Annotated in this window: 12 protein-coding genes; 6 read left to right on the forward strand and 6 right to left on the reverse strand. The window is 57.0% G+C overall.

Annotated elements, in window-relative coordinates:
* Window positions 1-495 (reverse strand): peptidylprolyl isomerase B, encoded by a 495-nt coding sequence (gene ppiB / locus ACQG0T_RS05390; protein ID WP_000256009.1) that lies wholly within the window; start codon window positions 493-495, stop codon window positions 1-3.
* A 175-nt stretch (window positions 496-670) separates the two neighbouring features.
* On the opposite strand from ppiB, the gene cysS reads away from it, so the two are divergent.
* Complete coding sequence (gene cysS / locus ACQG0T_RS05395; RefSeq protein ID WP_017383232.1) at window positions 671-2056, forward strand: cysteine--tRNA ligase; 1386 nt, start codon at window positions 671-673, stop codon at window positions 2054-2056.
* Between the two features lie 91 nt (window positions 2057-2147).
* On the opposite strand, the gene ACQG0T_RS05400 is transcribed toward cysS, so the two are convergent.
* The 5 genes from ACQG0T_RS05400 to folD all read right to left on the reverse strand — a co-directional run bounded on the left by ACQG0T_RS05400 (window position 2148) and on the right by folD (window position 6706).
* On the reverse strand, window positions 2148-2669 hold the full coding sequence (locus ACQG0T_RS05400; protein WP_023296050.1) for a metal-dependent hydrolase: 522 nt from the start codon (window positions 2667-2669) through the stop codon (window positions 2148-2150).
* A gap of 73 nt (window positions 2670-2742) precedes the next feature.
* On the reverse strand, window positions 2743-3759 hold the full coding sequence (malI, locus tag ACQG0T_RS05405; RefSeq protein ID WP_023303216.1) for a Mal regulon transcriptional regulator MalI: 1017 nt from the start codon (window positions 3757-3759) through the stop codon (window positions 2743-2745).
* An 83-nt stretch (window positions 3760-3842) separates the two neighbouring features.
* Window positions 3843-5342 carry a PTS transporter subunit EIIC gene (locus ACQG0T_RS05410; RefSeq protein ID WP_003858916.1) on the reverse strand — a complete coding sequence of 500 codons (1500 nt, stop codon included), beginning with the start codon at window positions 5340-5342 and terminating at the stop codon, window positions 3843-3845.
* 282 nt (window positions 5343-5624) lie between these two features.
* Window positions 5625-5837 carry a ribosome-associated protein YbcJ gene (gene ybcJ, locus ACQG0T_RS05415; RefSeq protein WP_015571224.1) on the reverse strand — a complete coding sequence of 71 codons (213 nt, stop codon included), beginning with the start codon at window positions 5835-5837 and terminating at the stop codon, window positions 5625-5627.
* A gap of 2 nt (window positions 5838-5839) precedes the next feature.
* Entirely contained in the window at window positions 5840-6706 is an 867-nt protein-coding gene (folD, locus tag ACQG0T_RS05420; protein WP_006809817.1) for a bifunctional methylenetetrahydrofolate dehydrogenase/methenyltetrahydrofolate cyclohydrolase FolD, read from the reverse strand.
* 310 nt (window positions 6707-7016) lie between these two features.
* Between folD and fimA the strand changes: the two genes are divergently transcribed.
* From fimA to fimH, 5 genes are all read left to right on the forward strand, one after another.
* Entirely contained in the window at window positions 7017-7580 is a 564-nt protein-coding gene (gene fimA, locus ACQG0T_RS05425) for a type 1 fimbrial major subunit FimA (RefSeq protein WP_003858911.1), read from the forward strand.
* 69 nt (window positions 7581-7649) lie between these two features.
* Window positions 7650-8192 carry a type 1 fimbrial protein subunit FimI gene (fimI, locus tag ACQG0T_RS05430; RefSeq protein ID WP_017383235.1) on the forward strand — a complete coding sequence of 181 codons (543 nt, stop codon included), beginning with the start codon at window positions 7650-7652 and terminating at the stop codon, window positions 8190-8192.
* Window positions 8193-8226: 34 nt separating this feature from the next.
* A complete protein-coding gene (gene fimC, locus ACQG0T_RS05435; protein ID WP_017383236.1) occupies window positions 8227-8919 on the forward strand; it encodes a type 1 fimbria chaperone FimC in 693 nt (230 codons plus the stop codon).
* A 14-nt stretch (window positions 8920-8933) separates the two neighbouring features.
* Window positions 8934-11492 (forward strand): fimbrial biogenesis usher protein, encoded by a 2559-nt coding sequence (locus ACQG0T_RS05440; RefSeq protein WP_015571221.1) that lies wholly within the window; start codon window positions 8934-8936, stop codon window positions 11490-11492.
* Window positions 11485-12492, forward strand: a complete 1008-nt coding sequence (gene fimH / locus ACQG0T_RS05445) for a type 1 fimbria D-mannose specific adhesin FimH (RefSeq protein ID WP_023296054.1) — start codon at window positions 11485-11487, stop codon at window positions 12490-12492. The genes ACQG0T_RS05440 and fimH overlap by 8 nt, the downstream gene beginning before the upstream one ends.
* The last annotated feature ends 8 nt before the right edge of the window (window positions 12493-12500 follow it).

The raw sequence follows: 12500 nt of genomic DNA on the forward strand, positions 1-12500 counted from the left end.
TTACTCGCTGACGGTCACGCTTGTGATCACAACGTCTTCTTTAGGAACGTCCTGGTGCATACCGCTGCGGCCAGTAGAAACGGCTTTGATCTTGTCGACCACGTCCATCCCTTCAACCACTTCTGCGAATACGCAGTAGCCCCAGCCTTGCAGACTTTCGCCAGAGAAGTTCAGGAAGTCGTTGTCCGCTACGTTGATGAAGAACTGTGCGGTCGCAGAGTGTGGCGCCTGAGTACGGGCCATTGCCAGCGTACCACGGGTGTTTTTCAGGCCGTTGTTCGCTTCGTTTTTGATCGCTTCTTTCGTCTCTTTCTGGCGCATGCCAGGCTCGAAACCGCCGCCCTGGATCATAAAGCCGTTGATCACACGGTGGAAAATGGTGTTGTTGTAGAAACCTTCGCGGCAGTAGTCCAGGAAGTTTTTAACTGTTTCAGGCGCTTTGTCATCAAAGGTTTTGATTACGATATCGCCATGATTAGTGTGGAAAGTAACCATTTTTGCATCCTGTTCCGTTATTGTGGTGCGTCGACCCGTGCTCGGGTCACATATAGGGGCTTGTTATAGCATAACCACAGGACACGATCACCTTGCATTGTGTGCTGACCGTACTCCGAATTATGGGTATTATAAGGAACAAACAATCCACACACGTGTTTACATGGAATCTTCGATGTTAAAAATCTTTAATACAATGACGCGCCAAAAAGAGGAATTTAAACCTATCCATGCCGGGGAAGTCGGCATGTACGTGTGTGGTATTACGGTTTACGATCTCTGTCATATCGGCCATGGCCGTACCTTTGTCGCGTTCGACGTGGTGTCACGCTACCTGCGCTTCCTGGGCTACAACCTGAAGTACGTGCGCAACATCACCGACATCGACGACAAAATCATTAAACGTGCTAATGAAAATGGCGAAAGCTTTGTCGCGCTGGTGGATCGCATGATCGCCGAAATGCACAAGGATTTTGATGCCTTAAATATTCTGCGCCCGGACAGCGAGCCGCGTGCGACCCACCATATCCATGAAATCATTGATATCACTCAAAAGCTGATCGAGCGCGGTCACGCCTATGTGGCGGACAACGGCGACGTGATGTTCTCGGTGCCAACGGACCCAACCTACGGTGCGCTTTCCCGCCAGGATCTGGACCAGCTCCAGGCCGGCGCGCGCGTGGACGTGGTGGACGTGAAGCGTAATCCGATGGACTTCGTGCTGTGGAAGATGTCCAAAGCGGGCGAACCGAGCTGGCCATCCCCGTGGGGCGAAGGGCGTCCGGGCTGGCACATTGAATGTTCCGCGATGAACTGCAAGCAGCTGGGCAACCATTTCGACATCCATGGCGGCGGTTCGGATCTGATGTTCCCGCACCATGAAAACGAAATCGCGCAGTCCACCTGTGCACACGGCGGCGAGTACGTGAACTACTGGATGCACTCCGGGATGGTGATGGTTGACCGCGAGAAGATGTCGAAATCGCTGGGTAACTTCTTCACCGTGCGCGACGTGCTGAAGTATTACGACGCGGAAACCGTGCGCTACTTCCTGATGTCTGGCCACTATCGCAGCCAGCTGAACTACAGCGAAGAGAACCTGAAGCAGGCGCGCGCTGCGCTGGAGCGTCTGTATACCGCCTTGCGCGGCACCGATAAATCTGTTCCGGCCGCAGGCGGTGAGGCGTTCGAGGCCCGCTTCGTTGAGGTCATGAACGACGACTTCAACACCCCGGAAGCCTACTCCGTGCTGTTCGACATGGCGCGTGAGGTGAACCGCCTGAAGTCAGAAGATATGGCGGCGGCCAATGCGCTGGCGTCTCATCTGCGTAAGCTCTCTTCCGTGCTCGGCCTGCTGGAGCAGGAGCCGGACCTGTTCCTGCAAAGCGGCGCGCAGGCGGACGACGGTGAAGTGGCGGAAATTGAAGCACTGATCAAAGCACGTCTCGAAGCGCGTCAGGCGAAAGACTGGGCGGCGGCGGATGCGGCGCGTAACCGTCTGACCGAGATGGGCATTATTCTGGAAGACGGCCCGCAGGGAACCACCTGGCGTCGTAAGTAGGTCCGTAACGCCCGGTGGCGCTAACGCTTACCGGGCCTACAAAATCACGACCGTAGGCCGGGTAAGGCGTAGCCGCCACCCGGCTTTTCTTTTACCTCCGCCTCCACCACAGCAACCCCATCAGCACCATCCCCGGCAGCCACACCCACAGCAGTTCCGAGATAATGACCTCATGCCCGTAGGGCGTGGCGTAGCGCGACAGCGCAAACGGCGCGACCTTGATCACCTGCCACGGCGCAAAGAAGCGCTCATCTGACCAGGGCCACAGCCAGCCGACGCCTTTCCCGCCTGTCGTTATTGAATCCAGCAGGCTGTGCGACAGCAATGATACGGTTAAAAACAGCCAGCACCGCGTCAGGCTGGCCCTGAACCAACATCGGCCTGCCAGCACGCAGAGTATCGGCACCACCAGGGCAAACAGTAGCGAATGAGTGAAACCGCGGTGGCCGAAAATATTCCCGTAGGCGACACCGAATTTAAACGCCAGTACGTCGGCATCGGGCAGCATGGCGAGGACGATCCCGGCAAACAGCAGGCGGGGTGGGATGACTTTGGTTCCGAGCCCTAAGCCCAGACACAGAGGTACGGCAGCGTGGGTGATAATGGTAGGCATTGCATTTATCCATGGCAAATCATGGGAATATAGCAGCAGATCCGCCGCAGCAAACCTGTGCTAAATTCTGATTTTACGCCGATTCCCGCGCGATAAGCTGCCCGGAGAGGGTAATGCGCTGCGTTTGCAGATCCGGCTCTTTCAGCCTGCGGATCATCAGCCCTGCCGCCTGGCGGCCGGTCTCTTCGCTGGCAGACGAAACGTAAGTCAGTGACGGCGACGTGAGATTAACGTGGAGCATATCTTCAAAACCAATCAGCGCCACCTGCTGGGTTAAAAACACGTCTTTACCCACCGTGCGCCCCACCTGGTGAATACCTGAGATTGAACCGATCATCGCGTCCGGTGAATGGCAGAGCAGGGCGGTAATCGTGTTGTTCTTCTCCAGCAGCTGACGAGTCGCCATGGCCGCCGCCTGCGTGTCATCGGTGCAGGCGGGAGAATATTCCTCACGCCAGACCAGGCCGCTCTGCGTCATCGCGCTGCGAAAACCAAGCAGGCGCTGCTCGCGGATACGGCACCCGTCGCGCCCGCCAATGTAGGCGATGTTACGGTGCCCGCGCTCGATAAGATAACGCGCGGCCAGGTTCGCCGCCTGGCGGTTATCGCGCATCACCAGGTTGCATTTCTCTTCCAGCAACGACTGCGAAACCGCCACAAGCGGCAGCGGGCAGTGACGAATGTGTTCCGGAAGAGAGGCGGCGCGGGTGTCCGACGCCAGGTAGATGACGCCCGCCACGCCCTGCTGCTTAAATGAGAGCAGGGTACGCTCAAGATGTTCGCCGTCGTTCAGCGGCTGACCGAGAAATACCATATAACCCTGTTTCTCCAGCTCCTGAACGATGCTCGCCATCACCTTGATGGAAAAGCTGTCGCTGAAGTCGCGCAGGATCAGGCCGATTAAGTTGGAGGTGTTGGCGCGAAGATTGGCAGCGGCGACGTTATGAACATAGCCCAGCGTTGTGATGGCGGCATTGACCTTCCCGATCGTCGCCTCTGAGATCTTCCCTTTCTGGCGCAGCACCAGCGAAACGGTAGAAACCGACACGCCCGCATGCTTTGCGACATCAATGATGCTGACTTTCTTCAAAACCGCTCCCTGAAATTTCCCGATTATCAGCCAGATAAGAGGCGTCCCCCAGCGTACAGGAGACGCCTCCTTCAGGCATCTTATTATTTGCCAATCATCGTGGACATGGTCTGGGCGATAAACTGTGCTCTGGCCCCGAAAATCACCTGTATTCCGTTATCGCCAACGAACACCACGCCGCGCGCGCCAAGCCCGTTCAGCCCGTCCCGGTCCACCGCTTCGCTCTTCGCCACTTCCAGACGCAGACGCGTGATGCAGGAGCCAACGGAATCAATGTTCTGCGCACCGCCCAGCAGGCCGATGATTTCGGTGGCAAGTTCGGAATCGGACTTGTCATTCGCGCTGGCGGTCACTTCGGTGCGGCCCGGCGTCTTCACGTCGAAGCGACGGATCACGAAGCGGAAGGTGAAGTAGTAGATCAATGCCATTGGAATGCCGATGATAATGGCGCTCAGGAAGTTGGTCTGATAGCCGTTAAACGACGGCAGGATCCCGAACGACAGGTAGTCGATAAAGCCCGCCGAGAACGACTTGGCGATGTGCGCATGCAGCAGGTACATGGTCATGTACGCCAGGCCCGCCATGATGGCGTTGAAGACGTAAAGGATCGGCGCCACGAAGATAAAGGTGAACTCTACCGGCTCGGTGATGCCCGTCAGGAAGCAGGTGAGGGCCGCAGAGAACAGAATACCGGCCGCGATTTTCTTATTCTTCGTGTGCGCTTCGTGGTACATCGCCAGACACGCCGCGGGCAGTGCGAACAGCATCAGCGGGAACTCGCCCTGCATGAATTTCCCGGCGTTCTGGTAGGTGTCGCTGCTGAAGGATTTCACTCCCTCTTCCAGCATCTTGAACCAGATGGTCTGGTCACCGTGGATCACCTGACCCGCCTGGGTAGTGTAATCCCCGAAGGAATACCAGAAGGATGGATACCAGATATGGTGCAGGCCGAGCGGGATCAACGCGCGCTCCACCAGCCCGAAGATAAAGGTCGAGGCCGCCTGGTTATCGCCGTTTACCACCACGGACAGGGCGTCGATCCCGGATTGAATATGCTGCCAGACGTACGGCAGCAGCAGGCCGAGCAGGAACGACAGAAACGCCGTCGCAATCGCCACAAAGCGCTTGCCGGAGAAGAAGCCGAGGAACTCCGGCAGCTGCATGGTGTGGAAGCGGTTGTAACACCAGGCCGCAAGAATACCGCAGATCAGGCCGCCAAAGACGCCCATCTGCAACGTCGGAATGCCAACGACCATGGCGTATTTGCCGCCCTGAGAGGCCATTTCCGGCGTGATGCTCAGCACGGTGCTGATGGTGATGTTGGTGACAAACACGGAGACCGCGGCAGAGAGTGCGGCAATGCCGGATTCCGAAGCCAGTCCGACGGCAGAGCCGATGGCGAACAGCATCGGCAGGTTATCAAAGATAACCCCGCCGGCGTTCATCATCAGCGGCAGATGGAACTTATCGCCGAAGGCCAGCAGCAGGCCCGCAGCGGGAAGCAGTGAAATTGGCAGCATTAAGGCGCGACCAATCATCGATAACTTAGACAGCGATTTAACAAACCCTGATATCAGGCTCATGCTGATTTCCCCCGAGTAGCGCTTTTTTCACGCTGTTATTGTAAGTAGAACGTTTTAGTAGAACGTTCTACTTATCGTGGGGAAAGTCTGAAAATCGCGCAACTTAATTTTCACATTTCGCCAGAGGGAATAGTGATTATTTGAAGTTGATCGATAATTAACCGTGATGGGTGTGAGGGGATTGTGAAAGAAATTGCCGGGTGGCGGCTTCGCCTTACCCGGCCTACAAACGGAGACAGTACGTAGGCCCGGTAAGCGTAGCGCCACCGGGCATCAGACAGCTCAGGCCGTCACGGTCACGCTTTGTCCTGCGAAGCTCACGGTCTGACCCGCGACAATTTTGCAGCGCTTGCGGGTTTCCACCGAGCCGTCTACTTTTACCTGCCCGTCGGCGATGACGATCTTTGCCTGCGCGCCGCTTTCGCTCCAGCCTTCCAGCTTCAGCAGATCGCACAGCTCAACGTGCGGGTGTTTACCTAAAGAAAAAGTTGCCATGATTACGCGTCCTCTACGTCGTGATACTCCTCGCACGCCTGCAAGGTATTCTGAATCAGTGTTGCTACCGTCATCGGGCCTACGCCGCCCGGGACCGGAGTAATATAGGATGCGCGCGCTGCGGCATCTTCATACACCACGTCGCCGACCACTTTGCCGTTTTCCAGACGGTTAATACCCACGTCCACGACGATTGCGCCCTCTTTGATCCACTCGCCCGGAATAAAGCCCGGCTTGCCGACCGCAACGATCAGCAGATCGGCGTTTTCGACGTGGTGACGCAGGTTTTTAGTGAAGCGGTGGGTAACGGTGGTGGTACAGCCCGCCAGCAGCAGCTCCATGCTCATCGGGCGGCCCACGATGTTGGAGGCGCCAATCACCACGGCGTTGAGGCCGTAGGTATCGATGTTATAACGCTCCAGCAGCGTCACGATGCCGCGCGGGGTGCACGGACGCAGGCGCGGCGCGCGCTGGCACAGTCGGCCTACGTTATACGGATGGAAACCGTCAACGTCTTTGTCCGGCGCGATGCGCTCCAGCACCTTCACGTTGTCAATGCCCGCAGGCAGCGGCAGCTGAACCAGGATGCCGTCGATCTCTTTATCGGCATTCAGAGTGTCGATCAGTTCCAGCAGTTCCGCTTCGCTGGTGGTTTCCGGCAGATCGTAAGAGCGGGAGACGAACCCCACCTCTTCACACGCTTTGCGTTTGCTGCCGACATAAATTTGCGAAGCCGGGTTGCTGCCAACCAGCACAACGGCCAGCCCGGGGGCGCGAAATCCGGCGGCTTTACGCGCCTTCACTTTTTCCGCAACCTCAGAGCGCACCTGCTGCGCAATCGTTTTACCGTCAATAATCTTTGCTGCCATCAGAGAGAAGATTCCGTCTGTAACGTTAGAAAGGAGGGATTGCCTGTATTTTGTCAGAAGCGAGCGCCGCTGTCAGTCACCCTTTACGAGATTTCATCGATGTCCCGCAAAATCCCTTCTCACGGCATGGTCAATTTCTTAGGGGTGATTAGGATGTGACCTGGCAAAATGGCAGCGTTTTGACATATTACAAAATAAATTCCTGAGCTACTTTGTCCTCTCCGAAATAAGCCTTCAATTTTTTAATTGATCGTATTTCTTATTCCCGAATATGCGCGGGAAGGGTTATTTACATTTTAAAGGAATAGACATGAAACTCAGCAACATTGCTTCTACTGTTATTGCAACTCTGGCCCTGGTCGCGGGTGCCGCTCACGCAGAAGATCCGGTAGCGCCTGTATCTGTAAACGGTGGTACGGTGCATTTTAAAGGTGAATTAGTGAATGCCGCGTGTTCAGTGAATACTGACTCTTCAGAGCAGACGGTTAATCTTGGCCAGTACCGTACCGCGAAATTCACTAAAGTAGGTGACACCACCTCCAATATTCCGTTCACCATCGAACTGAACGACTGCGATCCTGCGGTAGCGAAAACCGCTGCTGTCGCGTTTACCGGCCAGATCGACGCCACCGACAAAACGCTGCTGGCGGTAAGCTCCGGTAATAACGACAACTCCGCGAAGGGCGTGGGTATTGAGATCCTCGACAGCAAATCCTCCACGCTGACCCCGGACGGCGCCACCTTCTCTGCGGCGCAGAACCTGATTGAAGGGACTAACACCCTGAACTTCACCGCGCGCTATAAAGCCACGGCGGCGACCACCGAGCCAGGCCAGGCAAACGCGGACGCAACATTCGTAATGAAATACGAGTAATGCCTGAGTACAGGGATGTGGCTGGCCTCAGGGAAGAGGTCTTTTGATCGCCTATACCGGGAGCGAAGGATGACAAGGACTGGGATACTGCTGTGTGCCCTTGCGATTGCCTCAGCGGTAAACGCACATACCGTGGTCATAGACGGCGGCAAAGTACACCTCAGGGGAGAGCTGGTTAACGGCGGCTGCGCCGTGGCCCCGGACAGCCAGAATATGCGCGTGGATATGGGGCAATACCGCACAAACGCCTTTTCCGGCGTCGGCAGCTTTTCCACGGTTAATGTGCCTTTCACCGTACGTCTGCTGGATTGTAGCGTGGACGTCTCCCGCACCGTGGGGATCCAGTTCCAGGGAGTGACACCGGCAGAAGACCCGCAGGTTTTCCTGGCGACATCGCGGCCGGGGGAAAATGCGGTCAGCAGTGGTGTCGGGCTGGCGCTTTTTGACGAACAGCAACGTCAGATCATCCCGAACGCGACGGCGGTGAGCTGGTTACCCATTGACACCCGCGAGCTGGTATTTCATTTCAGCGCCCGCTACCGGGCAATTTCCGAACACCTTGTACCAGGCACTATTCAGTCGAATGTCTGGTTTACGTTGATTTATCCCTGACGCCTGCGAACTAATTATTAAAGGTACGGTTGTGATGAACACCCTGATTAAACCTGGACTGTTTTTATCTTTTATTTTGATGATGGTTTCTGCCAGCGCGAATGCGTCCGGCGGAATTGCGCTGGGCGCGACGCGCGTTATTTATCCGGCCGATGCCAAACAAACGTCGCTGGCGATCACCAACAGCAATAAACAAGAGCGCTATTTAATTAACGCGTGGATAGAAAATGCCAACGGGCAAAAGGAAAAAACCTTTGCCGTCACGCCGCCGCTGTTTGTCAGCGAGCCGGCCAGCGAAAACACCCTGCGCATTATCTACGCAGGCCCGGCGCTGCCTGCCGATCGCGAATCGCTCTTTTACATGAACGTCAAAGCGATTCCCTCCGTCAGCAAAAAACATCAGGACGGCAACAACGTCCTGCAACTGGCTATTCTGTCACGCATCAAGCTGTTTGTTCGCCCGGCTAACCTGGCGATGCCGCCGGAAGAGGCGCTCTCACAGCTGCGCTTTGAGCGCGTCGGCAACCATCTTAAGGTGAGCAATGCCTCGCCGTATTACGTCACGCTGGTCAATCTGAAGCTCGGCGGTCAGACGCTGGATAACCTGATGGTTGCCCCTAAAAGCTCGGCGCAGCAGGTGCTGCCTGCCGCTGCGAGCGGCACGCTCTCCTGGCAGAGTGTGAATGACTATGGCGCCATTACGCCGGCGCGTAGCGTCAGCCTGTGAGCAGAGACAGGGCGATGAACACTCAATGGCGTTACTGCCCGGTTGCGCTGGCACTGATGGCAACGCTCTGGCCACTCGCTGGCTGGGGCGAAAGCTACTTTAACCCGGCGTTTCTCTCCGATGACACGGCGAACGTGGCGGATTTGTCGCGTTTTGAAAAAGGCCACCAGCAGGCACCGGGCGTCTATCGCGTCGATATCTGGCGTAACGATGAGTTTATCGGCACGCAGGACGTGCGGTTTGAGCAAGCTGACAACACGCCGCCGGTCGCGGGCGGTTTGTCGCCGTGCATTACGCGCGCGATGCTCGATCGCTTTGGCGTCAATATCGCCGCCTTCCCGGAACTGAGCAACGTGCAGGGCGATACCTGCGTTCCGCTCACCACGGCTATTCCGGGCAGCGAAACGGCGTTCAACTTCGCCTCGTTGCGCCTGAACGTCAGCCTGCCTCAGGTGGCGATGCAAAACAGCGCCCGCGGGTATATTCCACCTGAACAGTGGGATGAAGGCATCCCCGCCGCGCTGCTGAACTACAGCTTTACCGGCAACCGGGGCAGCGACGACGACAGCTACTATCTGAACCTGCAAAGCGGGTTGAACTATGGCGCCTGGCGATTACGCAATAACGGCGCGTGGCGTTATACCGAAAGCAACGGCCAGCGGCACAGCAGCTGGCAAAATATTGGTACCTGGGCGCAGCGTACGATCATCCCGCTGAAAAGCGAGCTGGTGCTTGGCGACAGCAACACCGGTAACGATGTCTTCGACAGCGTTGGTTTTCGCGGTGGTCGCCTCTATTCGTCCGACAGTATGTACCCGGACAGCCTGCAAGGTTACGCGCCTACCGTGCGCGGAATCGCCCGCACCCCTGCCAAAGTGGTGATCCGCCAGAACGGATACGTGATTTACCAGAGCTATGTGCAGCCGGGGGCTTTTGCGATAACTGATCTTAACCCGACCTCCTCAAGCGGTGACCTGGAGGTGACGGTGGAAGAGAAGGACGGCAGCCAGCAGCGCTACACCGTCCCGTATTCCACCGTTCCGCTGCTCCAGCGTGAAGGACGCTGGAAATACGATCTGGTGGCAGGGGACTATCGCAGCGGCAACAGCGAGCAGGACACGCCGTTCTTTACTCAGGGTACGATGATTGCGGGTCTTGCCGACGGCTACACGCTATACGGCGGAACGCAGCTGGCCTCGCGCTATACCGCCATCGCCATTGGCGCGGGTAAAAACCTCGGTGACTGGGGAGCGGTTTCACTTGATCTCACCCATGCCCGCAGCCAGCTTGCCGATGACAGCCGCCATGAAGGGCAGTCCCTGCGGTTCCTGTACGCAAAATCCCTTAACGGATTCGGCACCAACTTCCAGCTGCTGGGCTATCGCTACTCGACCAAAGGCTTCTACACCCTCGACGATGTGGCCTGGCGCACAATGGAAGGCTACCAGTATGGCGACGATCAGGACGATGACGGCGTGCCGGACGTGCAGAGCTATCACAACCTGACGCTGAATAAAAAAGGGCGTTTCCAGCTCAATATCTCCCAGTCTCTCGGCGATTACGGCTCGGTGTACGTGTCGGGCAGCCAGCAGAGTTACTGGGGCACCAGCGAATCCAACGTCTGGTATCAGCTTGGCTACGCGGGCGGGGTGAAAGGGGTCAGCTACGCCTTATCCTGGTCGTGGAACAAGGCCGTCGGCATTGACGGAACCGACCGGATCGCCTCGTTCAACGTCTCCGTCCCGTTCAGCCTGTTCACCCGTCACGGCTACCGTCGCGATAACGCGATCGACCGGGCCTATGCCACAGCCTCTGCCAGCCGTAACAGCGACGGTGATACCAGCTGGCAGACCGGGATCAGCGGAACGCTGCTCCAGGATCGTAACCTGAACTACAGCGTCACGCAGGGTCACACCAGCAATAACGGTGCCAGCGGCAGCGCCAGCGCTAACTGGCAGGCGACGTACGGCACGCTGGGCGTGGGCTACAACTACGCCCGGGATCAGCACGACCTCAACTGGCAGCTCTCCGGCGGCGTGGTAGGGCATTCAGACGGCATCACATTCAGTCAGCCGCTGGGCGATACCAACGTCTTGATCAAAGCGCCGGGCGCGTCAGGCGTGAGCGTCGAAAACCAGACCGGCGTCAAAACAGACTGGCGTGGCTATGCGGTGATGCCGTACGCCACGGTGTACCGTTACAACCGCGTGGCGCTCGACACCAACACCATGAGCAACAACACCGACATTGAAAATAACGTTTCCAGCGTCGTGCCGACGAACGGTGCGCTGGTGCGCGCCAGTTTTGACACCCGCATCGGCGTGCGTGCGCTGCTCACCGTGAAGCGTGATAACCAGCCTGTACCGTTTGGGGCGGTGGTGCGTGAGACGCAGAGCGGCGTAACCAGCATGGTGGGAGATGACGGTCAGATTTACCTGAGCGGGCTGCCGCTGAGCGGAGAACTGCTGATTCAGTGGGGAGACGGGAAACAGTCCCAGTGTCGTGCGCCCTACAGCCTGCCAGAACAAAGCCTGCAACAGGCGATCACACTTAAGGGGATCCGCTGTGAATAAAATCCATTATCTGGGGCTATCCCTGCTGGCGTTTTTTCCGCTATCTGAGGCCTTCGCCACGGTCTGCGTCAATGAAAATGGCGTGCCGACGGAGGTGTATTACGACCTGACGGATAAATTTAACAGCTCCAATAACCAGGTGGGGCAGATTGTCACGCTCAGCGAGAAGTCCCAGTGGGTGGGCGTCAACGCCGTCTGCCCTAAGGGAACGTCCGGGAACACCACCAAGCGCAGCTATGTTACCGATTTCCCTGTTACGGGCACCAGCGATGGCTACCAGTATCTGAAGCTAAACGACTATCTGGACGGGGCGATGAAAATCACCGACAGCTACGCTGGCACGTTTTATCCGCCCAAAAGCTACATTCAGATGGGGAGCCACCCGAATGTGTCTAAAAACAAACCGTTTGGCGTACAGGATTCCAGCCTCGTCTTCCGGCTTAAAGTGACCCGACGCTTTATCAATATGGTGGTGATCCCCCGGGCGACCATGTTCCGGGTTTACGTCACCACGACCTCCTCGGATCCGCTCACCACGCCGGTTTATACCATCAGCTACAGCGGGACTATTCAGGTGCCTCAGAGCTGTGAAATTAATGCCGGGAATGTGGTGGAGTTCGATTTCGGAGACATCGGCGCCTCCCTGTTCAGTAAAGCAGGCATCGGGAATAAGCCGGAGGGGATCTCAGCGCAAAGCAAAACCATCGGCATCAAATGCACCAACGTCGAGGCGAACGCCATGCTCACGATGCGTGTTGAAGCGGAGAAGGTTTCAGGCAGTACGCTGGTTTCCGATAACGCGGATGTGGGTTTTGTGATTGCCAACAGTAATGGCGTGCCGCTGACGCCCAACAACCTGACCAGCAAAATCCCGTTCCGTCTGGACGACAGCGCTCAGGCGCAGGTGGGGATCCGCGCGTGGCCCGTCAGCGTAACCGGTAAAAAACCTGCCGAGGGGCGTTTTACCTCTCGCGGCTATTTACGCGTCGACTACGACTAAGGAGCAGG

It is taken from the genome of Enterobacter cloacae complex sp. 302F9 (genome assembly GCF_050030335.1).
GTDB classification, from domain to species: domain Bacteria; phylum Pseudomonadota; class Gammaproteobacteria; order Enterobacterales; family Enterobacteriaceae; genus Enterobacter; species Enterobacter hormaechei_C.